This window comes from Massilia sp. Se16.2.3, assembly GCF_014171595.1.
GTDB lineage: Bacteria > Pseudomonadota > Gammaproteobacteria > Burkholderiales > Burkholderiaceae_D > Telluria.
In genome coordinates this window covers 2,189,942-2,214,827 of record NZ_CP050451.1, presented here as the reverse complement: position 1 = coordinate 2,214,827, position 24,886 = coordinate 2,189,942, and the positions used below count along the sequence as shown (strand labels likewise).

The 24,886-nt window shown below is 65.3% G+C and carries 26 protein-coding genes and 2 pseudogenes; 16 read left to right on the top strand and 12 right to left on the bottom strand.

Features of this window, described 5'->3' with window-relative positions:
- Positions 1 to 229 precede the first annotated feature (229 nt).
- A complete protein-coding gene (gene dusA / locus G4G31_RS10180) occupies positions 230 to 1,180 on the bottom strand; it encodes a tRNA dihydrouridine(20/20a) synthase DusA (RefSeq protein ID WP_229425490.1) in 951 nt (316 codons plus the stop codon).
- A 340-nt stretch (positions 1,181 to 1,520) separates the two neighbouring features.
- Here dusA and G4G31_RS10175 point away from each other — a divergent pair, with 340 nt between their 5' ends.
- From G4G31_RS10175 to G4G31_RS10165, 3 genes are all read left to right on the top strand, one after another.
- Entirely contained in the window at positions 1,521 to 2,444 is a 924-nt protein-coding gene (locus G4G31_RS10175) for a hypothetical protein (protein ID WP_182991322.1), read from the top strand.
- Between the two features lie 94 nt (positions 2,445 to 2,538).
- A complete protein-coding gene (locus G4G31_RS10170; protein WP_182991321.1) occupies positions 2,539 to 3,582 on the top strand; it encodes a glycosyltransferase family 4 protein in 1,044 nt (347 codons plus the stop codon).
- Positions 3,583 to 3,728: 146 nt separating this feature from the next.
- Entirely contained in the window at positions 3,729 to 4,778 is a 1,050-nt protein-coding gene (locus tag G4G31_RS10165; RefSeq protein WP_182991320.1) for a methyltransferase domain-containing protein, read from the top strand.
- A gap of 50 nt (positions 4,779 to 4,828) precedes the next feature.
- Here G4G31_RS10165 and G4G31_RS10160 read toward each other — a convergent pair whose 3' ends face one another.
- The 3 genes from G4G31_RS10160 to G4G31_RS10150 all read right to left on the bottom strand — a co-directional run bounded on the left by G4G31_RS10160 (position 4,829) and on the right by G4G31_RS10150 (position 8,058).
- The gene (locus tag G4G31_RS10160) at positions 4,829 to 5,623 is read right to left on the bottom strand and encodes an NAD-dependent epimerase/dehydratase family protein (RefSeq protein WP_182991319.1); all 795 of its coding nucleotides are present in this window, start codon (positions 5,621 to 5,623) and stop codon (positions 4,829 to 4,831) included.
- Between the two features lie 163 nt (positions 5,624 to 5,786).
- Positions 5,787 to 7,352, bottom strand: a complete 1,566-nt coding sequence (locus G4G31_RS10155) for a tetratricopeptide repeat protein (protein WP_182991318.1) — start codon at positions 7,350 to 7,352, stop codon at positions 5,787 to 5,789.
- The gene (locus G4G31_RS10150) at positions 7,270 to 8,058 is read right to left on the bottom strand and encodes a tetratricopeptide repeat protein (protein WP_182991317.1); all 789 of its coding nucleotides are present in this window, start codon (positions 8,056 to 8,058) and stop codon (positions 7,270 to 7,272) included. Before G4G31_RS10150 ends, G4G31_RS10155 begins: the two co-directional genes overlap by 83 nt.
- 407 nt (positions 8,059 to 8,465) lie before the next feature.
- Here G4G31_RS10150 and G4G31_RS10145 point away from each other — a divergent pair, with 407 nt between their 5' ends.
- Positions 8,466 to 9,365, top strand: a complete 900-nt coding sequence (locus G4G31_RS10145; RefSeq protein WP_182991316.1) for a flagellin — start codon at positions 8,466 to 8,468, stop codon at positions 9,363 to 9,365.
- Between the two features lie 359 nt (positions 9,366 to 9,724).
- Complete coding sequence (locus tag G4G31_RS10140; RefSeq protein WP_182991315.1) at positions 9,725 to 10,225, top strand: hypothetical protein; 501 nt, start codon at positions 9,725 to 9,727, stop codon at positions 10,223 to 10,225.
- 147 nt (positions 10,226 to 10,372) lie between these two features.
- Here the strand turns inward: G4G31_RS10140 and G4G31_RS10135 are convergent, their stop codons facing one another.
- The 8 genes from G4G31_RS10135 to G4G31_RS25650 are packed head-to-tail and all read right to left on the bottom strand — an operon-like array spanning position 10,373 to position 16,628.
- Positions 10,373 to 12,466, bottom strand: coding sequence for a flagellar biosynthesis protein FlhA (locus G4G31_RS10135; RefSeq protein ID WP_182991314.1), 2,094 nt, complete (start codon positions 12,464 to 12,466; stop codon positions 10,373 to 10,375).
- Positions 12,463 to 13,602 carry a flagellar type III secretion system protein FlhB gene (gene flhB, locus G4G31_RS10130; RefSeq protein WP_182991313.1) on the bottom strand — a complete coding sequence of 380 codons (1,140 nt, stop codon included), beginning with the start codon at positions 13,600 to 13,602 and terminating at the stop codon, positions 12,463 to 12,465. Before flhB ends, G4G31_RS10135 begins: the two co-directional genes overlap by 4 nt.
- Positions 13,595 to 14,371 (bottom strand): flagellar biosynthetic protein FliR, encoded by a 777-nt coding sequence (gene fliR, locus G4G31_RS10125; protein WP_182991312.1) that lies wholly within the window; start codon positions 14,369 to 14,371, stop codon positions 13,595 to 13,597. Before fliR ends, flhB begins: the two co-directional genes overlap by 8 nt.
- Before the next feature lie 3 nt (positions 14,372 to 14,374).
- The gene (gene fliQ / locus G4G31_RS10120; protein ID WP_182991311.1) at positions 14,375 to 14,644 is read right to left on the bottom strand and encodes a flagellar biosynthesis protein FliQ; all 270 of its coding nucleotides are present in this window, start codon (positions 14,642 to 14,644) and stop codon (positions 14,375 to 14,377) included.
- Between the two features lie 26 nt (positions 14,645 to 14,670).
- A complete protein-coding gene (gene fliP, locus G4G31_RS10115; protein WP_182991310.1) occupies positions 14,671 to 15,420 on the bottom strand; it encodes a flagellar type III secretion system pore protein FliP in 750 nt (249 codons plus the stop codon).
- Positions 15,417 to 15,755, bottom strand: coding sequence for a FliM/FliN family flagellar motor switch protein (locus G4G31_RS10110; RefSeq protein ID WP_182991309.1), 339 nt, complete (start codon positions 15,753 to 15,755; stop codon positions 15,417 to 15,419). Before G4G31_RS10110 ends, fliP begins: the two co-directional genes overlap by 4 nt.
- Positions 15,756 to 16,217, bottom strand: a complete 462-nt coding sequence (locus tag G4G31_RS25655) for a FliM/FliN family flagellar motor switch protein (protein ID WP_229425489.1) — start codon at positions 16,215 to 16,217, stop codon at positions 15,756 to 15,758. It abuts the gene before it with no gap.
- A 60-nt stretch (positions 16,218 to 16,277) separates the two neighbouring features.
- On the bottom strand, positions 16,278 to 16,628 hold the full coding sequence (locus G4G31_RS25650; RefSeq protein ID WP_229425488.1) for a hypothetical protein: 351 nt from the start codon (positions 16,626 to 16,628) through the stop codon (positions 16,278 to 16,280).
- Positions 16,629 to 16,975: 347 nt separating this feature from the next.
- Here G4G31_RS25650 and G4G31_RS10100 point away from each other — a divergent pair, with 347 nt between their 5' ends.
- The 11 genes and pseudogenes from G4G31_RS10100 (at position 16,976) to G4G31_RS10060 (ending at position 24,667) form a co-directional block, all read left to right on the top strand.
- The gene (locus G4G31_RS10100; protein WP_182991308.1) at positions 16,976 to 17,323 is read left to right on the top strand and encodes a flagellar hook-basal body complex protein FliE; all 348 of its coding nucleotides are present in this window, start codon (positions 16,976 to 16,978) and stop codon (positions 17,321 to 17,323) included.
- A gap of 28 nt (positions 17,324 to 17,351) precedes the next feature.
- Entirely contained in the window at positions 17,352 to 18,851 is a 1,500-nt protein-coding gene (gene fliF / locus G4G31_RS10095; RefSeq protein ID WP_308622151.1) for a flagellar basal-body MS-ring/collar protein FliF, read from the top strand.
- Positions 18,848 to 19,081: a hypothetical protein gene (locus tag G4G31_RS28215; protein WP_308622150.1), complete on the top strand. Its 234-nt coding sequence runs from the start codon at positions 18,848 to 18,850 to the stop codon at positions 19,079 to 19,081. Before fliF ends, G4G31_RS28215 begins: the two co-directional genes overlap by 4 nt.
- Entirely contained in the window at positions 19,062 to 20,084 is a 1,023-nt protein-coding gene (locus tag G4G31_RS10090) for a flagellar motor switch protein FliG (protein ID WP_182991307.1), read from the top strand. The genes G4G31_RS28215 and G4G31_RS10090 overlap by 20 nt, the downstream gene beginning before the upstream one ends.
- Entirely contained in the window at positions 20,081 to 20,272 is a 192-nt protein-coding gene (locus G4G31_RS28210) for a hypothetical protein (protein WP_308622149.1), read from the top strand. The genes G4G31_RS10090 and G4G31_RS28210 overlap by 4 nt, the downstream gene beginning before the upstream one ends.
- Positions 20,187 to 20,639, top strand: a pseudogene (locus G4G31_RS10085) (FliH/SctL family protein); the annotation flags it as partial. The gene G4G31_RS28210 and the pseudogene G4G31_RS10085, both read left to right, overlap by 86 nt.
- A gap of 126 nt (positions 20,640 to 20,765) precedes the next feature.
- Positions 20,766 to 22,081: pseudogene (gene fliI, locus G4G31_RS10080) on the top strand (flagellar protein export ATPase FliI).
- Positions 22,082 to 22,106: 25 nt separating this feature from the next.
- Positions 22,107 to 22,568 (top strand): flagellar export protein FliJ, encoded by a 462-nt coding sequence (gene fliJ, locus G4G31_RS10075; protein ID WP_182991306.1) that lies wholly within the window; start codon positions 22,107 to 22,109, stop codon positions 22,566 to 22,568.
- 24 nt (positions 22,569 to 22,592) lie between these two features.
- On the top strand, positions 22,593 to 23,957 hold the full coding sequence (fliD, locus tag G4G31_RS10070; protein ID WP_182991305.1) for a flagellar filament capping protein FliD: 1,365 nt from the start codon (positions 22,593 to 22,595) through the stop codon (positions 23,955 to 23,957).
- A 10-nt stretch (positions 23,958 to 23,967) separates the two neighbouring features.
- Positions 23,968 to 24,357 carry a flagellar export chaperone FliS gene (gene fliS / locus G4G31_RS10065; RefSeq protein ID WP_182991304.1) on the top strand — a complete coding sequence of 130 codons (390 nt, stop codon included), beginning with the start codon at positions 23,968 to 23,970 and terminating at the stop codon, positions 24,355 to 24,357.
- Complete coding sequence (locus G4G31_RS10060; protein ID WP_182991303.1) at positions 24,350 to 24,667, top strand: hypothetical protein; 318 nt, start codon at positions 24,350 to 24,352, stop codon at positions 24,665 to 24,667. Before fliS ends, G4G31_RS10060 begins: the two co-directional genes overlap by 8 nt.
- The last annotated feature ends 219 nt before the right edge of the window (positions 24,668 to 24,886 follow it).

The window sequence follows — 24,886 nt, the reverse complement described above, 5'->3', positions numbered from 1 at the left end:
TGACAACATACCGGTGTGACTACAAGTTGCACCGATATGGTGCGCAGGCAGGCGCCATCCAAACGCCGGGTGCGCCGGCGTTCCGATGCCTGTAATTACGGGTTGTGAATTTGTAAAATGCGCGTAGCGCCGGCCGCCGCGGAATGGCTTCCGGTACCTGACTGGCACGGCCTGCCTGTGCGGGCGTGAAGCGATGCACCGGCGGAGAGGCCGGCGCCGCCATGCGCCACTACAGGTCGCGGATGTGGGCTGCCGCTTCGAGCAGCAGACGCGGGTCGCCGCTCGCCAGTTTTTTCGGATCGGAGAGCATTTGGCGGAAGGCGCGCGCGCCGGCCAGGCCGGCGGTAAGCCCGAGCATGTGGCGCGTGATGCTGTTGAGCTTCAAGCCATGCCCACCGTATTCCTGCAACTGGGCCGCGATGTAGGGCACCATTGCCGCCAGCACCTCGGCGCGGGTCTTGTGCGGCGCATCGTCGCCATAGAAACGCGCGTCCCAGCCTGCCATTACCCAGGGGTTATGGTAGGCCTCGCGCCCGAGCATGACGCCGTCGAGATGCTGCAGGTGCTGCGCGATCTCGTCGTCGTTCCTGACGCCGCCGTTGATGATGATTTCCAGCTCCGGGAAGTCGCGCTTGAGCTGGTAGGCCACTTCGTAGCGCAGCGGCGGGATCTCGCGGTTCTCCTTTGGCGACAGTCCTTTCAGGACGGCGTTGCGGGCGTGGACGATGAAGGTATTGCAGCCGGCATCGCGCACGGTGCCGACGAAATCGCGCACGAAATCGTAGCTCTCGTTGTGATCGATGCCGATGCGGTGCTTGACGGTGACGTCGATCGTCACCGCGTCGCGCATGGCCTTGACGCAGTCGGCCACCAGTTGCGGCTCGTTCATCAGGCAGGCGCCAAAAGCCCCGCGCTGCACGCGCTCGGACGGGCAGCCGCAGTTCAGGTTGATCTCGTCATAGCCCCACTCCTGCCCCAGCTTCGCGCTCTTCGCCAGGTCCGCCGGCTCGCTGCCGCCCAGCTGCAGGGCGATCGGGTGCTCGATGTCGTCATAGCGCAGGTGGCGCGCGACGTCGCCGTAGACCAGGGCGCCGGTCGTCACCATCTCGGTGTAGAGCCAGGTATGGCGGGTGATCTGGCGGTGGAAGACGCGGCAATGGCGGTCGGTCCAGTCCATCATCGGGGCGACCGAAAGGCGGCGAGCGGGTAGCTTGTTTGGGACTTCCATACGTAGATCTATGCGGGCAAAGGGTCGATTCTAGCGCAAAGCCGCCGGGACCAGGTCGGTGCTTGCAAAGCACGCGCTCGATTGTGCAATCCGAATCCTGCCCTGACGGCCGCCGGGATGCCCCTGCCGACACGATTGCGGCAGCTTGTTTGCATTTGCGCGTTCGTGATATTGTCTGGCACAAATACGCAGGCTTCCCGGCCGCGCTCGCCAAGCCGCTTTCCAGCGGCGAAAAGCGCCAGGCAGCCCCGCTGCCAGCGGTCCCCATCTTTCTCACCTCATCGACATCCATATGAACTTTAGCAATCAAATCGTGGAGCTGCACGAGATTGCGGTCACCCCTGACAATGCGACCGCCATGATGGACATCTGTGCGCGCATCGAACAGGAAAATCCGTACATCCCCTCCGATTTCAAATGGATACTGGACTTCAAGCGTTTCCAGATCGAGCGAATACGGGGTGAGGATGCCGCGGCACTCGTCTACCTGAAGGCGGCGATCGCACTTGCTCCCTACCGGGACGACCTGCTGCGGGTTTACCGGGAAGCCATTGTGAAAACCCCGGCGAAAGCCTCGCTTGCGCTGATCATCAGTTGCAGCCGCTACCAGGAAACGGCGCTGCGCCTGGCCGAACAATTCGAAGACGCCCAATTCCCTTACCTGATCGTGACCGGCGCGGATACGTCTCCGATCGATCATCCGCGCGCAGTCCAGGTAAATGCCCCCGACAATTACGAAGGCTTGCCGCGCAAGGTAACGGCCGCTTTGCACTGGGTATATGAAAACGTCGGTTCCCAGGTCGGCATCCTGAAGGTGGACGACGACCAGAGCCTGGTCGATCCGCAGCAGCTCAAGGCGTCGACCTTCCTGCTCAAGGAGCGCGACGCCTATGCCGGGATCCCCATTACCAGCTTGACGCATGACCGCTGCTGGCACTGGAACAAGTGTGAAGACCCGGCGCTGAACCGGCGCGCCTACGGCAAGCCTTTCTACCGTCCATGGGCGCGTGGCGGCGCCTACTACCTGGGCAGCGGTCCATTGGAAAAGTTCGTCCTGGCCACCATGCGCTTCCCCGGGCTGCTGGAAGGCGAATATTATGAGGACAAATTCGTCGGCGACCTGATGGCGCTCGAAGACATACCGCTGGTAGAGCTGCAATCGGACAGCGAGTTTGGCCTGAGCCTGGACCACCGGCATCGTTTCGGCGGCACCTGAAGCCGTACCGGATAGCAGTATGAGAATGCAGCACAGGTGTCGACGGTCGACACCTGTGCTGTGCCAACGCCGAACACCATCACACCTTTGATTAATGAAAATACTTTTATTTAACGACGAGTTCTACACCACCGGTGCCAGCATTGCGCTATTGCGTCTGGCCGAACATCTCCGTCAAGAACATGAAGTCGTTGTGATGCCGCGTGTTAACGGCGAAGGCGATATCAAGACCAAGCTCCAGGCGCTCGATATCCCGATCGTCTCCACCGTGGCTGGCGTCGACCTCATCATCGCCAACACCATCATGGGCGGCGATTTCATCGCGAAATTCGGCGCAAGCTGCCCCTGCATCTGGTGGATGCACGAGTCCGACATTGGCCCCCGCCTGATCCTGAGGATGCCGCAACTGGCGGAAGGTTTCCGGCACGCTGCCGCGGTGGTATTCCAGACGAATTACCAGAAGACGGTGTACACCAGTTTTACATCCGATTCACCTGCCCAGTTCCATGTCCTGCCTTTCTGGAACAATGGGGTCTATTCGCAAGACATCGAACCGGCATCCAAGGAAAAGCTGCGCATCGTCTCGATCGGTACCATCGAACCGCGCAAGCGCGTGCAGGACACGATCAATGCCATCGAACTGCTGGGCGACGATTTGAAGCGCGATGTCGAATTCGTCTTCATCGGTAAATATCTCCAGCTGGCCGACCGGGAAGCGCAGATCGTCAATGCCAACCCCGAGCGTTACCGCTTCCTGGGCGAGCAACCCAACGAAGCCACCTTGAGCTACCTCGCTTCGGCCGACTGTTTCGTCTTGCCGAGTTCGAGCGAATCGCAGCCGTTGACGATCTGGGAGTCGTTCGAACTGGAGATTCCGGTCTGTATTTCCGACCTGGACACGTATCGCAGTATCGGCCTGAAACATGGCGTCAATGCGCTGACACATCCAGTGGGCAATGTGGATATGCTCGCCGAGAATATCCGGATCGTCCTGACAAATCGTTCGATACGCACCAGCCTGACCCGGGCAGGAAAAAGCCTGCTTCTCAGGATGCTGGCGAAAGACTGGCGCAGCGGTTTCGACAGCATTATCCAGGAAGTGGCCACGCGTGACGAGATCCGTAAGCTGGGGTATTGAATCACCCGCGCGGCGGCCTCTTCCCCTGTCCAGGCCGGGAAGCGTGCAAGCGGCCGGCAAGCGTGTCCCGGCAATATCGGATCGCGTAGTGCAAGGTACCAGGGCCTGAATCCCTTGTCGTTTCAAGTATTTCGTTAGGAATTATCATGACTGCAGCGAATTTCTTCGTCAAACCCGGCTACCAGGCCCGTACCGAGCCTGCCTACTACGCGGATATCCATGACGACGGCACCATCTGGCAACCGGACGTCTATCCGCTGGCAGCCGTCCTGGCTTACCAGTACGAGTGCCGCTACATCATCGATATCGGTTGCGGCCGGGGACGCAAGCTGGTCGCGCTCCATCCCGAATTCGAGATCGTCGGACTGGATTTCGGCAGCAATTTTGAATATTGCCGCGATCACTATCCGTTCGGGCATTGGTTCGAGGTCGACCTGGAAAATGGCGGGGGCGTGGATATTCCGCCCGAAATCCTGCGCCAGGCGGTGGTCATCAATTCCGACGTCATCGAACACCTGGTCAATCCGACCGGGCTGATGCAACTGATCAGCTCTTACCTCGTCCATGCGAAGGTGGCCTTGATCTCGACACCGGAACGCGACCTGGAACGGGGCTACCAGGACATGGGCCCGCCCGCCAATCCCACCCATATCCGCGAATGGAATCTCGCTGAACTGATCGCACTGCTCAGCAACGCGGGTTTGCGTCCCGCCTATGCCGGACTCACCCTGAACAACGACAGGGACCGCATGTACAAGACCTCGCTGGCCGTCATCCCCGGGCAGTCGCTGACGCCGTCCGAAGCGCGTGACCTGGGCGTCTTTTGCGAACAATGGCTGGGCGCATCGCCCGAGCAACGTGAAGCGGCACACCCCAGGCATCTGAGCGGTCTGACGCATGGGGATGCGGCCGCCGCCCCGGCCGCCAGCCCGCTGGAACTGGGCACGCGCCATATCGATAAAGGCGAGTACGACGAGGCGTTCCAGGTGCTCACCGGCGCACTGGAGAAGAAAACCGCCGCCACCCCGATTCCTGCGATCCTCTTCCAGCTCGGCCGCCTGGCCGCCTTCCGCCAGCTGGACGGCGATGCCAGGGAACTGTTCTACCAGGCGGCGGTGCGCGATGTCGAATTGACCAAGGATATCGTCGACTTCTACATCGATCAGGTGACGCGGGCCCGCTCGGGCCAGCGATGACCCGAATGCCCGGCTCCGGCGCTCAAGCGCCGTGGCCGATGGCGCCTGGGCTACTGCGCCTTATTCCCTCCACTAATCCGACTTGCGCGCGCCATCCCGGCGGCGCCTCGAATCCCGTCCACGGAACCAGCACCTCGCGCTCGCGGTCGGCGCGTGCGCCCCAGCGCGCGTCGAGCGACACGCCGGCGGCTTGTTCGAAGGCCGCGACGACGACGTCGCGCAAGGGGGAGCGGCGCACCCGACGACACGCCGTAGTGCCGGTGCCCCGCCCCGCCCTCGCGCAAGGCGGATTCGGCCGCCAGGTAGGCATCGACGACATCATCCACGTACACCAGGTCGAGCAGCTGCCTGCCGCTCGACATCGCCAGCGGCCTGCCCTCGCGTGCGGCGCGCCACAGGGCCCGCATCAGCTTGGGCCGCTCGTCGCCGGGGCCGTAGGTATCGAACAGCGCCAGCGTCGCGGCGATGAAGCCGTGGGCGTTGACGTAGTAGGCAAGGATGGCTTCGAAGGCCTGCTTGGTGGCGGCGTACAGGTTGACCGGATCGTAGTCGCGGTTGCCGTAGTGTTGCCAGGCGGTGCCGGTGTTGACCAGCAGGCGCACGCCATTGACGCGCATCGCTTCGAGCAGCTGGGTGGCGAACAGCAGGTTGGCGTGCACCAGGCGGTCGATGTCGCCGGGGACGTGCTCGGCCACGAAAGCGGCGGCGAGGTGGAACACCGTGTCGGGTCGTGCCTGGGCCAGGATGTCGACCAGCTGCGCCGTCGACCCGTCGTGCCGGTGCACGGTGACGGCATCGCTTGCCCCCTTCAGCGCATCCAGGCACGATTCCGCCCGCACCAGCACGTGCACGTTCCAGCCTTCGGCCAGCAGGCGCCGCGCCGGTGCGCGCCGAGGTAACCGCTGGCGCCGGTGACAAGCGCGCGGCGTGGCTGGAGAGGGGTCATGCGTCAGCTTTCAGGATGGGCGGACAGGCCGGGAACGCCACGGCATGTCATTGGCGCCGATTCTACCCGATCGCTGTACGCCCAGGCGGCGCCGGGCGCTCTCCTCGCCTACCCGAACTGTGCGGCGAGGTCCGCCGCCACCCGGCCAGCACCGGCGCCCACTCGCCCGGTACCTCCTGGCGGTACAAACGCGCGCCCGGGTACCGGGGGCTGTCCTCGCGCCCCATCTGCCAGCGCCAGTCGACCAGGGTGCCGCCGGCCAGCAGGATCCAGACCGGCTTGCCGAGCGCACCGGCGAGGTGGGCGACGCTCGTATCGACCGTCACCACCACGTCCATCTGCTCGACCGGGGCGGCGGTGTCGCTGAAGTCGCGCAGGTACTCGCCGAACTGGCGCACGCCGTCCATTTGCAGCGCAAGCCTGTCGAGCGGACGCACTTCCTTTTGCAGCGAGACGAACTCGAAGCCGTCCAGCAGCAGCGGCTTGAGCATGTTGCAGGCGATGCTGCGGTAGCGGTCCATGCGGTGACCGGGATTGCCGCTCCAGACCAGGCCGACGCGCGGGCGCCCCTTTTCGCCGAGGCGGACCGCCCATTCGGCGCACCTGGCGCCGTCCGCCCGCAGATAGGCGCCGGGCGCGGGAATGCTGGCCTCATCGGTGCCGCAGGCCAGCGGCAGGCTCAGCAACGGACAGTGGAAGTCGAATGGCGGCAGCGGATCGCCCTTGGCCACGACCTGCGCCACGCCGGGGAGGCTGGCCACCAGAGCGGCCAGCGCCGGCTGTACCTCGAGGATCACACGCGCGCCGCGCGCCGCCACCAGCGGCGCGTAGCGGCAAAACTGCAGCGTGTCGCCCAGGCCCTGCTCCGCGTGCAGCAGGATGGTCTTGCCCTCCAGCGATTCGCACCCTCGCCACAGAGGGACGTCGAAATCGCGCTTCTCGCGGAAGGTGTTGAGGGCTTCGAAGTCCCAGCGCGACTCGTAGTCCTGCCAGCCTTGCGTAAAGTTCCCCAGCAGAAGATGCATCAACGCGCGGTTCCAGCGCGCCTGCACAAAATCCGGCGCCAGGGTCAATGCCTGGTCGTAGGCGGCGCGGGCGGCCTCGAACTGGCCGAGGTCGGCCAGCACCATGCCGCGGTTCGAGTGGCCGGCCGGTTCTTCCGGGCGCTTTTCCACGGTCCTGTCGAAACAGACAAGCGCTTCGTCCAGGCGCAGCATGGCTTTCAACAGCAGGCCGCGGGTCAGCAGGAAGTCATAGGTGTCCGGTGCCAGCGCCAGCGCGCGGTCGATCGTGGTCAAGGACGCTTCGAACTGGCCGCTTTCGCGCAGCGACAGCGCGCGCAGCTGCAGCGCCTTGGCGTCTTCGGGGTTCGTTTCGAGCAGCTTGTCGATGCTGACCAGGGCGGCCTCGAAATGGTCGAGCTGGAGCAGCAGGCGGCTGCGCTGGCGCAGTGCCTCGTCATGGTCGGGCTGCAGCGCCAGCGCACGTTCGCAGTCGCGCAGGGCTTCCGGGAAGCGCTTGAGCTGGAACAGCGCGCGCGCGCGGTTATGCCGTGTCGGCCGAATCCGCGAACAGCTGCAGCGCGTTGTCGTAGCTCTCGATCGCCTCGAGCGGGCGCTCCAGCGCATGCAGGGCGATGCCGCGGTTGTACCAGGCGTCGCCGTAGTTGCCGGCCAGCGCCAGCGCGGCTTCATAGCTTTGCAGGGCCTCGGCGAAGTTGCGCATGTCCTTCAATACATTACCGCGGTTGTTGTGTACGGCCGGAATGGCGCTCTTCAATGCCAGCGCGCGGTCGAAGCCGGCCAGGGCGGCTTCAAGGCGGCCCAGTTCGCGCAGCACCAGCGCGCGGTTGTTGTGGGCGTCGACGTCCGTTGGATTGAGCGCGAGCGCCGCGTCGAAGCTGGCCAGCGCCTCGGCATGGCGGCCGAGCGCCTGCAGCGCAGTGCCGCGGTTGTACAGGGTGTCGGCGTCGTTCGATGCGAGCGCCAGCGCGCGGTCATAGCTGGCCAGCGCTTCGTCATGGCGGCCCAGCTCCTTCAGCGCGTTGCCGAGGTTGCTGTGGGTCGAGGCCACGCCGGGGTTGATGGCGATGGCCGAGCGGATGAAGCTGGCGGCGATATTGTGCTTGCCACCCTGGAAGCAGAGGATGCCGACGTGGTGCAGGGCCTCGAAATGCTTGGGAGCGATGCGCAGCACCTGTTCGTAGGCGGCCAGTGCGCGGTCGAGCTTGCCCTGCTGGTGGCATGCCAGGCCTTCGGCGAAGAGCTGGTGGACGCTGGACTGGGCGGCCTTCGGTTGCGCGAACGCTGCTGCGCCTCTGCTGTGTCTGGACATGGTCTATAGGGAGATGGGTGGGCGGGCCGCGCGCCGCACCGCGGGAGGCGGACAAGAGGCGGAAAGCACCGGGGCTGTCGTTACGCGCCCTTTATTATAGGTGGCGCTATTTACGTGCGGCAATATATAGCGCAGCGGAAGACACAATTCTTGGGCGGGACGCGACACTCGTCGCGCATTTGATGTCACAAACGCCATGGCCGGCATTGCCGCCTGCTTGCCCCGTAGCGATATCCTTGACAGCCCGTCAATCCCGTCATCCCCGGCGCTCTTCTCATTTTGTTCACAAAAAAAAATTTAAAGAAATTTCCGTACGGCACTTAATGAATTGCTGAGCACGGTCGTCTTGTACTTGTGAGAGCAGATGAACTGCTCCTTCTGACACCAACCAAACACTGGAGCCCAACATGCTGAGCCTTCACACCAACGCCGCCTCGCTGTCCGCACAAAACTCGCTGTCGACCACCCAGTCGAAGCTGTCGACCTCGATGACCCGCCTCTCGACCGGCTACCGCATCAACTCGGCAATGGACGACGCAGCCGGCCTGCAGATCGCCACCCGCCTGAAGTCGCAGACCAGCGGCATGGCCGTCGCAATGCGTAACACCCAGAATTCGATCTCGATGCTGCAGACCGCCGAAGGCGCGCTCGACGAAACCGGCAACATCCTGCTGCGCATGAAAGACCTGGCCACCCAGGCAGCCGACGGCTCGTCGTCGAAGGACGACCAGACCGCCATGCAATCGGAATTCGACTCGCTGGCTGACGAACTGTCGAACATCATGAAGAACACCAAGTTCGGCGGCACCACCCTGCTGAACAAGGACACCGGCAAGCTGAAAGCATCGGTCACCTTCCAGATCGGCGCCGACAAGGCTGAGACGATGAGCGGTAACTTCACCACCGAACTGACCGACGTGCACGCCAAGCTGCTGCTGGGTTCGAGCCGCTTCGCAGGTGGCACCGCCGCCGGCGCATCCGCTACCGGCACCGAAATCAGCGGCACCGACGCAGCTGCCGGCGCCACCGCCGCCAACCTGACGATCCAGGATCTGTCGGACTCGATCGACTCCGTCAGCGCCCTGCGCTCGAAGATCGGTGCTGTCTCGAACCGTCTGGACCACGTCTACAACAACCTGTCGAACATCAGCACCAACACGCAGAACGCCGCTGGCCGTATCATGGACGTCGACTTCGCAACGGAAAGCGCGAAGATGACCTCGAACCAGATGCTGATGCAAGCCGGTACCGCGATGCTGAAGCAGACCAACCAGATGTCGTCGATGGTCATGTCGCTCCTGCAGTAATCACGGCTTCCCTCAACTAGCCTCTAGTTGGGAATCTCGAGGGCCAGCCGCTTGTTCGGCTGGCCTTTTTCATTTTGGGATCGCTCATGAACAGTATTCCCTCGATTGTCCCGCTGCTTCCGCCGTCTTCCCCATCGCTGCAGGTGGGCGCGGTGCCGGCGTTGTCGCCGGTCGGCTCCGCCGTCTTCGCCGCGACTGCCGAGGCCGAGCTGCCCTTGCCGCAGTCGGTGCCCGTCCCCCCGCCGCCGGGGTGCCGCTCCAGGCGGATGGCGCGGCAATGCGTCCCGACCAGGTTTTCATGTCGCGCCAGCTGAGTTTTTACGCAGGACGGGCGTACGCTGGCCGGGGCCTGGCGTTCGATGGTCGGCAACTACGGCGCCAGTTTGGTCGACCGCGAACTGCGCGCACGCGCGGCGCTGCCGCCGGCCGCACTGGTGCTGGCACAGGACGGACGCGTACCGGGCCGTGCGCTGGAGGGCCATGTATTGCCTGCCGATCCGTGGCGCTTCACGGTGCACGCTGGCAGCGCGCGCGACCAGCATTTGCAGGTGCTGCGCCAGCCGGCTGACGGCTCGTCCGGCCGCAGGAAGCGTCCGCGCGCGGCATTGCGCCTGGAGCTGGAACTGGCCGATGGCACGCAGGTGGCGCTGCAGGTCGAGCCGGTGCCTGGCGGCGTGGCGATCGAGATGGCGGCGCCGGGCGCGGTCGCCCGGCACGGCTGCGCGCGATCCAGCCGGCGCTCGAGGCGGCCGTCGAGCGTGCCGGGCTGGTGGTGGTGCGCTGGAGTTTCGTCGACGCCGTATTGCCGCCGGGGTCGGCGCATGCCGTGGTGGCAGCCGATGCGGCGGCGGATGTGCTGACGCTGCCCGTGTTCAGGGCGGTGGCGGAGATGGCGCTGGTGTTGCCGGCGCAGGGGTAGCGCGGGTTGCGTGACGGCGTGGGCTCGGGGCCCCCACCCTGCTTGTGACCGGCTTCGCAGGGTGGGCGCCTGTGCCCACGCGGTGCTGTTAGCCCACCGTCCCCACGATCGACACTTCCCGGTTCTCGGGAATCTCGTTATACGACAGCACCGACAGGCCCGGCGCGAACAGCTTGGCGTAGCGCGCCAGCAGCGGGCGCACCTGCGGCAGCACCAGCAGGAGCGGCGGCGTATGCTGCTGCTTCATCTGCTCGCGCGCGACCGGCATGTTGATCTGCAGTTGCGACAGCAGCTGCGGGTCGATCGGGTAGTTATCGAGCGCCACCTTGCCGCCGCCGCTCTGGCGTGCCTGGTTGAGCGACCCTAGCAGCATGTTCTCGAGTTCGGCCGACAGGTTAAAGGCCGGCATGTCCTTCTTCTTGCCGAACATGTTCGAGACGATCTGGCGCCGCAGCGCGCAGCGCACTTCGGCCGCCAGCAGGATCGGATCCTTGGTCGTCTCCGACGCGTCGAGCAGCGTGGTGCCGATGACGACGATGTCCTTCAGCGACACGCCTTCGGCCAGCAGCACGCGGAACACGCGCAGCAGCTGCGTATGGTTCAATGCCTTTTCCAGCGAACCGGCCAGCTTCGGCGACAGGGCGGTCAGGCGCTCCATCAGCGCCGGCACGTCTTCGTGGCGGAACAGTTCGTGCAGGTGGTCGCGGATCACTTTCGAGCAGTGGGTCGCGATCACGCTCGGCACTTCCACCACCTGGTAGCCCAGGCCGAGCGCCTCGCCCTTCTGCTGCGGTTCGATCCAGGTCACGGCCATGCCGTAGGCAGGTTCCAGGCCCGGAATGCCGTCGATCTCGCCGTAGACGTTCGGCGACGGAATCGCCATCAGGTGCTCGGGATGCACCTCCCCTTCGGCCACGACCACGCCGGACAGGCTGACCGAATACTGCGCCGGTCGCAGGGCCAGGTCGTCGCGCACGCCGATGCCTGGTAACAGCACGCCCATCGATTCGGACAGGCTCTGGCGGATGCCCTTGATGCGCTTGGTGAGCTGCTCGCCCTGCGCCTTGTCGACCATGCCGACCAGCTTGTAGCCGACGGCCACCGAGATCGGCTGCACCACCGGCAGCTGCTGCCAGTCGAGGTCGGGCGCGCGCTCGTCGCGCAGGGCCGCTTCGATGGCGGCCACGCCGGCATTGTCGGACGGGGCCACGCGCTGCGAGAGGCGCCAGCCGGCATAGCCAAGGGCTGCGGCGAAGACAAAAAAGACCAGCTTCGGCATGCCTGGCACCAGGGCCAGGATGACCATCACGCCGGCAGCCGAGAACAGCACCGCAGGCTGCGCCAGCAGCTGGCTACCAACCTGCTTGTCGAGGTCACCGGCCTCGCCGATGCGGGTGACGAGAATCGCGGCCGCGGCCGACAGCAGCAGCGCAGGGATCTGGGCGACCAGGCCGTCGCCGATGGTCAGCAGCGCATAGACGCGGAAGGCATCGCCGAGCGGCAGGTCGTACATCAGCGCGCCGATGGCAATACCGCCGATCAGGTTGATGATGAGGATGAGGATCGAAGCGATGGCGTCGCCGCGCACGAACTTCGAGGCACCGTCCATGGCGCCGTAGAAGTCTGCTTCTGCAGCGACGTCCTTCCTGCGCTGGGTGGCTTTTTCCTGGTTGATCAGGCCCGCGTTCAGGTCGGCGTCGATCGCCATCTGCTTGCCCGGCAGCGCGTCGAGCGTAAAGCGCGCCGACACTTCCGAGATACGTTCCGAACCCTTGGTCACGACGACGAAGTTGATGATCATCAGGATGACGAACACCACCAGGCCGACGACGAAGTTACCGCCAATGACGACGTTACCGAAGGACTCGATGACGTTACCGGCAGCGTGCGTGCCTTCGTGCCCGTGCAGCAGCACGACGCGCGTGGACGCCACGTTCAGCGCCAGGCGCATCAGCGTGGTACCGAGGATCACGGTCGGGAACACCGAGAAGTCGAGCGGCCGCTTGGCCGACACGGCGACGGTGATCACGATCAGCGCGAGCACGATGTTGAAGGTGAACAGGACGTCGAGCAGCACCGGCGGCAGCGGCAGCATGATCATCCCGAGCAGCAGCAGGATGAAGACGGGCGCCGCGTATTTCTGGCGGCGCAGCTCGGCGATGAAAGCGTTCATCGAATTCATGAAGGTGTTACCTCGCTCAAATGGTGTGGCACGGCCACATCGGTCGGGATCCGCGGGGGCGCCTGGCGCCGGCCATCACGGAAAGCATTCAATTGCAGCACATAGTTCAGCACCTGCGACACCGCCTGGTACAACTGGGCGGGAATCTGCTGCTGCACCTGGCTGGTGTTATAGATCGCGCGCGCCAGCGGCGGCAGCGTCAATGTCTCGACCTTGTGCTGGGCCGCGACGCGCTTGATGTACAGCGCCATCTCGTCGACGCCCTTGGCCACGACATAAGGGGCTTCGGCGCGGTCGGTGTCGTACTTCAGCGCCACCGCATAGTGTTCCGGGTTGACGATCACGACGTCGGCCGTCGGCACCGTCTTGTTCACGCTGCGCCGCGCCAGCTGGTGCTGCAGCTGGCGGATGCGCTGCTTCACTTCCGGGCGGCCTTCGCTGGTCTTGTGTTCTTCCTTCTGTTCCTGCTTGCTCATGCGCTGGTTTTTCGCGAACTGGAAGGCCTGGATCGGCACGTCGAGCACGGCGAAGATCACGAACACGGCAACGAGCGCCATGAGCGCATCGAACATCATGGAACTGCCGCGCAGGATGGCGTCGCCCAGGGGCAGGCGCTGCAGCTCGACATAGCCCGACACGCTTGACCGCATCACGTGCACCAGCACGATGCCGAGCACCACGGCTTTCGCGATCGAGGTCGCCAAGCCGATCGCATGCTTTTGCGAGACCAGGTTGCCCAGGTTCGTCATCGGGTTCAGGCGCGACATTTTCGGCATCAGGTTCTTGCCGCTCATGACCCAACCGCCCGGCACCAGGCCGCCGATCACGATCGCCACCGGGACCGCCGCCAGCGGCAGCACCATCTTCACCAGCAGCAGCGTCGCGGCCATGAAGACCACCGACATCGCATTTTCCATCGCGCCGGTCTCGCCCAAAGGGACGAACACAAGGCGAAACAGGGCTCTGAACGATTCCAGGTAGGTCGGCACCATCAGCACGAACAGCTTCAGACTGACCAGGACCCCGATCGCGGTGGACAGGTCTTTCGAACGGACGACCTGGCCTTCCTCGCGTGCCTTCCGGAGCTTCTGGGCCGAGGCTTTTTCTGTCTTGTCGCCACCCGCGCCTTCAGCCATGGGGTGCCTTCATCTGTTGTTGCAGCATCTCGAGTACGGCGTTGGTCAGCTGGATGTAGTGTTCGGGGATGAAGCGCACCAGCTGCACCAGCATCATCAGGCCGAATACGGTCACCAGCGAAAAGCCCAGCGAGAACAGATTCAGCGAGGGTGCCACGCGGTTGAGAAAGCCCATGCCGATCTGCACGACCATCGTCGAGAACACGATCGGCAAGGCGAGGAGCATCGCCGCGGCGAACACCCAGCCGAGGTTCAGCGCCACCGTCTGCAGCACCAGCGGCCCCAGGCCCTGCCCCACCGGCCAGGCCTTGAAGCTCTGCCCCAGCACGCTGGCCAGCACCAGGTGGCCGTCGATGGCGAAGAAGACAAAGATGGCCACCAGCGACAGCACGCTGGAGATCACGTCGGACTGCTGGCCGTTGACGGGGTCGTTCATCTGCGCCATCGAAAAGCCGATCTGGCTCGAGGCCAGGAAGCCCAGCATCGATACGGCGGAAGTGGCGAACTGCAGGGCGAAGCCCAGCACGCCGCCGATGACCGCCTGTTCGAACATGGCGACCACGCCGTGCAGCGAGAACGGGTCGGGCATCGGCATGCCTTTGGTGAGGGGCAGCATCAGGAAGGCCAGCACCATCGACAGCAGCGCGCGCACGGGAATCGGTACCGCGCCCTCACCGATGGCAGGGGCCGAGGACAGCAGCGCCATGATGCGGCAGAACGGCCACCACAGCGCGCCGATCAGGGGCAGCAGGTAGTTGACTAATTCCACGCTTTAGCTTGCGATGGTGGCGGCGCGCTGGAACACCGACACGCAGTAGTCCATCAGGTAGCCGGTCATCCAGTGGCCGGCCAGGATCAGCGCGACCAGCGTCACGAGCAGGCGTGGAAGGAAGCTCAGGGTTTGCTCGTTGATCTGGGTAGCGGCCTGCACCAGTGCGACCAGCAGGCCGACGAGCAGGCCCGGCACCACCAGCACCAGCACCAGCAGCATCACCACGCGCAAGGCTTCGGCGACCAGGTCGACTGCGATATCGGGACTCATTAAGCAGGACTCATGAAGAGGTTTATCTAGTAACCGTGGATCGAGCCCACGAGCGTGTTGACGGTCAGCGTCCAGCCATCGACGAGCACGAACAGCAGCAGCTTGAACGGCAGCGAGATCACCAGGGGCGAGAGCATCATCATGCCCATTGCCATCAGCACCGACGAGACCACCAGGTCGATGATGAGGAAGGGGATGAACAGCATCGCGCCGATCTGGAACGCGGTCTTCAGTTCGGACAGCACGAAGGCGGCCAGCTTGACGACAAAGGAGCGGTCTTCCGGCTTCATCGACGGGGCTTCGCCGGCCAGGTGCGCCACCTGTGCCAGCGCGCTCTTGCTGGTCTGGGCCAGCATGAAGCGCGACAGCGGCTTCTCGGCCGTTGCCAGGGCCTGCTCGAGGCCGATCTGGTCGCGGTCGTAGGGCACGAAGGCTTCGTTCCACACCTGCACGCCGATCGGACGCATCACCAGCAGGGTGAGGATCAGGGCGATGCCGGTAATGACGCGGCTGGGCAGGCCCTGTTGCAGGCCGAGGGCCTGGCGCAGCAGGGACAGCACGATCACGAAGCGCGTAAAACTGGTCATCATCATGACGAGCACGGGCAGGAGCCCGAGCAGGGTCATGAGGACCAGGATCTGCGATTTGACGGAGAGACCGGACTTCGCGCCCGGAATGACGCCGGCCAGTACGTCGGCGGCGCTGGCGGGAACGGAGATCAGAAGGAGTGCAGCCGCGACGCCGGCCGCTGCGGTCATGCGACGGCTCAGGGTCATGGGGCGATCAGGTCCAGGTTCAGGCCGTCGAGGTCGATCACTTTCAGGCCGTACTGCTCGCCCGCCACCACCACTTCGGCGCGGCCGATGGCGGCGCCGTTCACTTTCAGGACCAGCGGCTCGCCAGCGACCGAGTCGAGCGGCAGCACGCTGGCCGGGCCCAGGTCCATCAGGTCCTGCAGCGAGATGCGGGCCGAGCCCACTTCCAGCGTCAGCGTCACGGGGATGCGGCGCATCATTTGCGGCAGGCGCGGGTTGCGTACAGGCGCGGCAGCTTCGACGTTGTCATCGAGGAGGACGTCGGCAGCCAGTTGCTCGTTCAGATTCATGTCCATTTATTCAGCGTCTTCAAAAGAGGTTAAACACAGTTTTCCCTTGTGCTCGGCAACGGCTGCCGTGAACAGGCAGGCTTCGTCGAGCAGGACGTCGGCGCGGCCGACAGTCACCGGAATCACGTCGCCCACCTTCAGCCCGAACAGCGCCTCGAGCGTGATCTGGTGGCTCACCAGGCGGCCGTCGAGCTTGACCTTCAGGCCGGCGGCAAGCGGCTCGGCCGTGCGCGTCGTGCGCTGCGGACGTTCCGGCTGCAGCGCCTGCAGGATCAGGCCCATCATGCGGGCGTCCGGCGCCACGAAACAGCGCGCCGTGCTGCCGCTCTGCGGCTCGCGCAGCGTGATGGCCATCGCCCGGGCATTCCTGGCAGGCGTCACGGGCACGATCTGGGCCGCGCTGCCAGCGGGCGCCGCACGGCGCTCCACTGCCACGCCTGCCGCTTCCGCCGCCACCCGCACGCGCATCGCCAGTACTTCGGCAAGCTGCTGCGTCAGGGGTCTGCGCCAGGCGTGCCTCGGTGGCGGTTACGGGTTCAGCCGCGGGGTCGCGCAGCGGCCCGGTCGGCCCCTGCCGCCGTAGCGTGCTTCGAGCAGTCCCACCAGCAGCGAACGCTCGAAAGCGACGGCAGCCGTTCCCTGCGGACCGCCCATGCCGAGCCAGCGCAGCGACGCGCTTTCCGGCGCACGGGCGAACTCGACGCCGTCGAGCACGAAGCCGCCCCAGTAACGGCGCCAGCTTGGCGCGGCCAGCATCGCCACCAGGTCGTCGGCGAACGTGGCCGCGAAGGCCGGCAGCAAATGCACGGGCCGGCCCAGGAGGGTCGGATCGAGCACCTGGTGCGGCCGCGGCTGAGGTGTTGAATTGTTAATCGGCATTTATGGCGAATTGATTATATCTGGAGGGGAGTGTCTTTATTTCATTCCCTAGGGCAACAATTATACCTGCTTGGATGTTTCGGATCACTCGATATTCCTCTTTGAAATCAGCATTGCCGTACGGTAAGATCGTATCTTGAATCGAGCGAGTCCATAGTATCCCTCAAGCGCTGTACGAGGAGAAAGGTGAAATAAGAGGGGTTTTACGGTCGTGCTTTTGCTCTGACTTGCACTGCCCGGCATTTAACATTCGACCCGTTCAATCAGCCGCACCAGTCGTCAAATGTCTCAAAAATGCCACTGGCTGAGTCGCTCACACGCAACAATGCAACCACAGGATTTAACAAATGGGAATTGAATTGGCTGGCCAGATCAAGGCCGATCTTGCAGCACTGACAAACGAAGCGCAGCGAATTGCCAATGCACCATCGATCGCGCCGTCGATCGAATCGACCGCGCAAAGCGGACATGCCGAGTTCTCCTTCAGCGACACCATGAAGAACGCCCTGCACAGCGTCGACGCCGAGGACCAGGCAGCGGCGGTCAAGATGGCCGACGTCGACAGCGGCAAGAGCGACGACCTGGTGGGCGCCATGCTGGCCAGCCAGCAGGCCAGCCTGTCCTTCTCGATGCTGATGCAGGTACGTAACAAAGTGATGGGCGCCGTCGACGAACTGATCAAGCTCCCTGTCTGACGCGAACACCCAAGCGGAACCCACCAACGTGATCTCGAAACTCAAGAATGCACTTCAAGGCGCCAAGCTCGGTGCCCTGCCCGGCCTGCCGCCAGCGCTGCGCAACAACCTGACCCCCTTGCTGGTGCTGGCCATCGTCATCACCGCCGCGGTCATGATGTTCATGTGGCAAGACCAGGCCAACTACAAGCCGGTGTTCGGCGCGCGCGAAAAAGTCGCCGCCAGCGACATGATGGGCGTGCTCGAGGCCGAGCAGATCCCCTACCGCATCCATCCGGACAGCGGCCAGGTAATGGTGCCCTCCAACGAGCTGGGCAAGGTACGCATGCTGCTGGCCGCCAAGGGCGTGACCGCCCAGCTGCCCGCCGGCCTGGAGCTGATGGACAAGAACGATCCGCTGGGCGTGTCGCAGTTCGTGCAGGACGTGCGCTTTCGCCGCGGCCTCGAAGGCGAGCTGGCGCAGAGCATCCTGACGCTGGACGCCATCGCGTCGGCGCGCGTGCACCTGGCCATTGCCAAGAGTAATTCCTTTGTCGCCGGTGCTTCCGACCAGAGTTCGGCATCGGTCGTGATCGCGACCAAACCGGGCCGTACGCTCGGCAACGAGCAGATCGCCGCGATCGTCAACATGGTCTCGGGCAGCGTCGCCAGCCTGAGCCCAAGCCGCGTGTCGCTGGTCGACCAGGCCGGCAACTACCTGTCCTCGCGCGTCGACCTGAGCGAAGGCTTCGATGGCGCGGCCCAGGGCGACGCCGCGGCCCAGCGCGTGTCGAACGAAGTGCGCAACAACGTCAACGAATTGCTCGGCCCGGTGTTGGGCGGTAACAACTTCAAGGTCAGCGTCACCGCCGACATCGACAACGACAAGATCGAGGAAACCCAGGAGAAGTACGGCGAAGCGCCGAAGGTCACCAGCGAAGCGATGCGCGAGGAACTGGAAAAGAACCGTCTCGCCATGGGCGTGCCGGGCACGCTGTCGAACCGTCCGCCGGTAGCAGCCGATCCCGCGGCAGCACCGGGCACGCCGGGTGCCGCCGACCCGGCAGCGGCCGCCGCCGCCGAGAAGGACAACGCCAATTCGCGCAAGAACGCAACGACCCGCCAGTACGCCTACGACCGTGCGATCACCCAGATCAAGCGCTCGCGTGGCCGCCTGCGCAAGCTGTCCGTCGCCGTCGTTCTGAACAACGCCAGCGCGGCCAATGCCGGGACGGGCTTCACCCCGGCTGAGCTGAGCACCATCGACAAGATCCTGCGCGGCGGCCTCGGCATCGACGCGGCGCGCGGCGACGTGCTGGCAGTGTCGGCGATGAGCTTCCCGAAGGCGGCGCCGATTGAACCGTGGTGGCAGGAGCGCGACACCATCGTCGACGCCACCGGCTACGGCATCTGGATCGTCGGCGCCCTGCTCGGCTACCTGCTGCTGGTTCCGTCCGCTGCTGCGCACGATTACCGGGCGCATGGTCCCCGCCCTGCCGGCACCTGGCGCCGCCGCGGCGGCCCCTGCCGAACGGCGCCACCGCCTTGAGCAGCGCGGCCCCGGCCCTGGCCGGTGCGGCTGTCGCCTTGCCTGGTGCCGGTGGCGTTGCCGCCTCGCCGGTGGTGCCGCTGCTGGAAAACTACGACCTGCCGCCAGCCGGATCGGCCGTGGACGTGATGGTCGATCATCTGAAGGTGCTGGCCGGCAAGGAGCCGGAACGCGTCGCCGAAGTCGTCAAACAATGGGTGCAGAAGAAACATGGCCGAAATGAACAATAACGCTGAAGAAGGCGCTGTCCTGACTCCTGTCGAGCAGGCCGCGATCGTCCTGCTGTCGATTGGCGAAGAACCGGCCGCGGCCGTGCTGCGCTGCCTCGAGCGCGACGAGCTGATCGAGCTGACCCAGGTCATGTCGCGCATGAGCGGCATCAAGGTCGACTCGGTGAAGTACGCCGTCGGGAATTTCTTCGACGACTACCGCCAGCAAAGCGGCCTGCACGGCGCCTCGCGTACCTACCTGAAGCGCTCGCTCGACCTGGCGCTGGGCAGCGACATCGCCAACAGCGTCCTGAACACGATTTATGGCGACGCGATCCGTCCAATGATGGCGCGCCTGCAGTACGCCTCGCCGAAGTGGCTGGCCGAATTCGTCGCCCACGAGCACGTGCAGATGCAGGCCGTGTTCCTGGCTTTCCTGCCTCCCGCGCTGGCCGGCCAGATCATCGAGTCGCTGCCGGAAGGCAGCCGCGACCTGGTGCTGCTGAACCTGGCGCGCCTGGACGAGATCGACCGCGACCTGCTGCAGGAACTGGAAGAGCTGGTGGCGCGCTGCCTGGCCGCCCTCGACACGCAAAGCGCGAGCGTCGAAGGCGTGCGCCAGGTTGCCGAAATCCTGAACCGCCTGCCGAACAACCGCGCCGGCATGGTCGAACTGCTGCGTGCGCACGACCCGGACGTGGTGTCGCAGATCGAGATGTCGATGTACGACTTCTTCATCCTGTCGCGCCAGACCGAACAGGTCATCACGCGCCTGCTCGACGACATTCCGCTCGAGCAGTGGGCGATCGCGCTCAAGGGGGCCGAGCCTGCCCTGCGCGACGCGATCCTGTCGGCCATGCCGAAGCGCCAGGCCCAGAGTTTCGAGGACCTGATGCGCCGTTCGGGCCCGGTGCCGATGTCGCGCATCGAGCAGACCCGCAAGGACATCATGGTTGCCGTCAAGGCGCTGGCCGACGCCGGCGAGATCGACGTGCAGCTGTTCGCCGAGGCCACCGCTGAATGAAGCAGTTCCGGCCTTATCACTTCCCACCGCTGGCGCAAGTGCGCGCGTCAGCGGGTACTGCGCCAGGCGCTGCCTCTGCCGACACCACCCAGGACGACTGGGATGGTGCGCTGGCGGCCGGCTTTCGCCAGGGCCAGCAGGATGGCTATGAAGCCGGCCTCGAACAGGAACCGTGCCGAAGCCTGTGACGCCGGCCATGCCGAAGGTGTGGAGCGCGGCCTGGAAGAAGGCCGCGCGCTGGCGCTGGCCCAGTTCGAGGCGCTTGCCAAGCCGGTCGACGCCGCCCTGCGCGGCCTGAAAAAGCTCAAGAGCGATTTCAAGGCCGCCCAGCGCAAGGAAGTCGTGGACCTGGTCGGCAAGATCGCGCGCCAGGTGATCCGTGCCGAACTGGCGCTGCAGCCGACCCAGCTGCTCGCCCTGGTCGACGAGGCGCTGGCCGCGATGCCGCCTGCCCGCGACGAAGTCGAGGTATTGATGAATCCGGAAGAACTCAAGCGCGTGGCAGAACTCGATCCGAAGCGTGCCGGGAAGTGGAATCTGCTGGCCGATCCATCCCTGGAGCCGGGCGAAATCCGTGTCAAGGCGGGCGACCATGAAGTCGACGCCGGCTGCCAGGGGCCGCCTGAGCGCCTGCATGGACCAGGTGCGCGACGCCCTCGCCGCCGCCGAAGGAGAAGACGCATGACCGCCCTGTTGGACACTCTGCGCTCGCTCGACATCGGCGCGGTGCCGGTCGCCACGCCCACGGGCCGCCTGATCGGCGCCCGGGCCTGCTGCTCGAATCGGTCGGCTGCAAGCTGCACACCGGCCAGCGCTGCCGCGTCGAGACAGTCGATGGTGGCTGGCTCGATGCCCAGGTCGTGGGCTTTCGCGACAAGGTGTCCTACCTGATGCCGTTCAAGAAAGCGCAGGGCCTGGCGACCGGTGCGCGCGTGCTGCCCGAGAAAACCGCCGCGAACCTCATGATCGGCCCGTCCTGGCTGGGCCGCATGGTCAATGGCCTGGGCGAAGAGATCGATGGGCTCGGCAAACTCGGCGGCGACCAGCCGCTGAATTTCACCCCGCCGAAGGTCAACCCGCTGCGCAAGACGCCGGTGGACGAGCCGCTCGATGTCGGCGTGCGGGCGATCAATTCGATGCTCACGCTCGGCAAGGGCCAGCGCGTCGGCTTGATGGCCGGTTCCGGTGTCGGTAAATCGGTGCTGCTCGGCCTGATCACGCGCCAGACCGTGGCCGATGTGGTCGTCGTCGGGCTGATCGGCGAGCGTAACCGCGAGGTGCGTGAATTCGTCGAGAAGTCGCTCGGCCCCGAAGGCCTGAAACGCGCGGTCGTGGTCGTGGCACCGGCCGACGAGTCGCCGATGATGCGCGTGATGGCGACGGAACTGTGCCACTCGATCGCCGCGCACTTCCGCGACCGCGGCCAGAACGTGCTGCTGCTGTGCGATTCGCTGACCCGCTATGCGATGGCGCTGCGCGAAGTGGCGCTGTCGCTGGGCGAGCCGCCGGCCACGCGCGGTTATCCGCCCTCGGTGTTCTCGAACCTGCCGCAGCTGGTGGAATCGGCCGGCAATGGCGAGAACCCGAACGGCAGCATGAGCGCCATCTACACGGTGCTGGCCGAAGGCGACGACCAGCAGGATCCGGTGGTCGACACGGCCCGCGCGATCCTGGACGGCCACATCGTGCTCACGCGCGAACTGGCCGAGCGCGGCCACTACCCGGCCATCGACGTCGCCCAGTCGATCAGCCGCTGCATGGCCCAGGTGGTCACGCCCGAACACCAGAACGCGGCGAGGAAGCTCAAGGCTTCGCTGGCACGCCATGCGCGCGTGCGCGACCTGATTCCGCTGGGCGCGTACACGCCTGGCGCCGACCCGGAGACCGACCGCGCGGTGCGCCTGCATCCGCATATCGAACATTTCCTGTGCCAGGGCACGCGCGAAGGCGCGCCAATGGACACCTGCGTGACGCAACTGCAAGCAATGATGGCATGACGATGACGAACATGAAGGTGAAGCAGTGACCCGCCGCGACAGCATCCGCAGCATCGACACCCTGGTCCGCCTGCGCGGCACGGAAGTGGACAAATTGCAGACCGAACTGGCGCGCCAGGAAGCCACGCGCGCGCGCTACCAGGCCAACCTCGAGCGCCTGACCGCGCTGGCCGAAGGCAGCGGCGCTTCGGGCAGCAGCGCGGGCAAAGGCGCGGCCGGCCGCCTGGCGCCGGCGCTGGCACTGAACTGCGGACAGTACAAACAGGCCGTGTTCGCGCTGGCCGATACCCACCGTACCGACCTCCAGCTGCACGAGGCGAACATGGCGGTATCGCAGCGCAACCTGGCACAGGCGTGGACGCGCCGCGAACTGCTCGGCAAGGTGCTCGAGCAACAGCAGGACGCCCTGGCGCGCGAGCAGGACCGCGCGAGCAGGAAGCGTGAAGACGAGATCGCCACCCAATCGTGGCTGGCGGGCCGGGCGTAACACCCGCTCATCAAGGAGAACCAAATGGCAGGCATCAGCAATACCTACGATCCAACGAGTACCGCGCAAGCCATGGCGGAAAGCTTCACGTCCGGACGCCAGACGATCCTCACGCGCCAGACGCAGACGGCCAGCGCCACCGAAAAAGCCCTGGGCACGCTCGGTTCGGCCCTGAATACCTTCCAGAGCAGCCTGCTGGCCATGACCGGTGTGAACAAGACGATCTCGGCCTACAGCGCGGCCTTCAGCGACACGAGCGTGGCCAGCGCCACGGCGGGCGCGACCGCGACCGCGGGCAGCTACGCGTTTTTTGTGAAGCAGGTCGCGAGCGCGCAGAAGCTGTCGTACTCCAGCATGAGCGACTTCGCCGGCCAGGGCTCGCTGACCCTGGGTGCCGGTAGCAATTCGTTCACGCTGCAGCTGAACACGAAGCCCAACTGGAGCGTGCGCGACCTGGCCGCCGCGATCAATGCCGCGCCAGGCAACACCAGCGTATCGGCCTCGGTGGTCAGCACCGGCATCGTCAACGGCGTGCCCACGTCGGAACTGGTGCTGACCTCGAAGCAGACGGGCGCGGACAACGCGATTTCGCTCTCGACCAGCGGTGTCGACGCCAACCTGGCAACGCGCCTGGGCGCGCCGGCCGAGCTGGCGAAACCCCTGGACGCCATCGTGAACGTCGGCTCCGAAGCGGGCACCGAGATTCGCCAGGCCAGCAACACCCTGAACGTGATCGACGGCGTCACCATGACGCTGTCGAAAGCGCAAACCACCGGCAGCGCGCCGGTGACGCTCACCGTGGCCACCGATCCGTCGAAGACGACGTCGAACGCGCAAGCTTTTGTGGACGCCTACAACAAGCTCAAATCCGCGATCGACGGCCTGGTCAGCCCTGGCGATCCGACCGCGGGCGACGCTGCCGGTGCATTCTCCGGCGACAGTGGCGTGCGGGCCCTGCGCGATCGCCTGGTGGGCATGTTGCGCGGCAGCGGCAGCACGAGTCTTGCCAGTTTCGGCATCCTCGCGGCGCGCGACGGTAGCTTGAGCCTGGACAGCGCGCGCATGACGAAGGCCCTGGCAACCAATCCGACCGGCCTCGATACGCTGATCGGCAGCACCGCCGCCGGCAGTACCAGCGGCATCGCCGGCCAGCTCGACTCCTACCTGAAGCTGTGGACCAACAGCGCGGATGGCCAGATCGGCCGCCGCAAGGAAGTGGTCGGCAAACTGCAGGGCGACTTGACGGAACGCCAAACCGCCCTCGACAGACAGTATGACAGCGCCTACAAGCGCTACCTGACGCAGTTCACCCAACTGCAGTCCGTTCAAAGCAGTATGTCCTATAACACCTCGCTGTTCGACGCTTTGTTCAGCAGCAGCAAAGACTAAACTCATAGCCATGTCCTATCAAGAAGCCTACGGCAATTATCACGCTGTCAATCTCGATTCGCAGACCTCGCGCGCGACCCCGGTCGAGCTGGTGCTGCTGCTTACCGACGGCCTGCTCGACGAACTGGCACGCGCACGCGGCCACATCGTCGGCAAGCGCTACGAGCAAAAAGCCGCCAGCATCGACAAGTGCTGCGAAATCATCAACGGCCTGTCCAGCTCGCTCGACTTCGAGGGCGGCGGCGAGGTCGTGGCCAACCTCGCCAGCCTCTACGACTTCTGCTCGGCACGCCTGCAAGGCGCCGGCATCAAGATGGATCCGGCCATGGTCGACGAAGTGGTCGGCGTCCTGAGCACGATCCGCCAGGGCTGGCAGGGCGTACAGGCGCGCAATGCCTAGGAGCGCGGCAATCGGCAAGCTGGCCCTGGCCTTCGACCAGGCCGGCGCCGCGCGCGACTGGGAGCGCCTGGACGCGCTGGCCCGGGCGCTCGGTCCCCAACTGGCCGCATGGAAAGCGCGCGGTCCGTGGACGGCTGCCGAGCTGAAGGCGCTGGCGCAACTGCGCATCGCCCACGACAGCGCCGCGGCGGGCTGCGGCGACGCGCTGGCAAGCCTCGGCGCCCGCCTTGCCGAGATGCGTAACAACAAGGATGGCTGGATCGCGTATGCGCTCGCCAGCGAGAACGAACCGGCCGGACAACACGAATGAACCTGACTTTGACTTCCCTGAACGCCGCCACCGCCGCCAAGCCGGCTGCAAACGCTCCCGCGAACGAGGCTGCGGCCCCTGCCCTGGCGCAGGAGCGCGCGGCTGCCGTCCCCGCGCAGGCCGGCGACGCGGCGCAGCAAGCCCCGCCCAGCCGGCGCGCGCCTTTGCGCAATGGCTGGGCCTGGACCAGGCTGCGCCGGCCGCCGATGCGGAAATTCC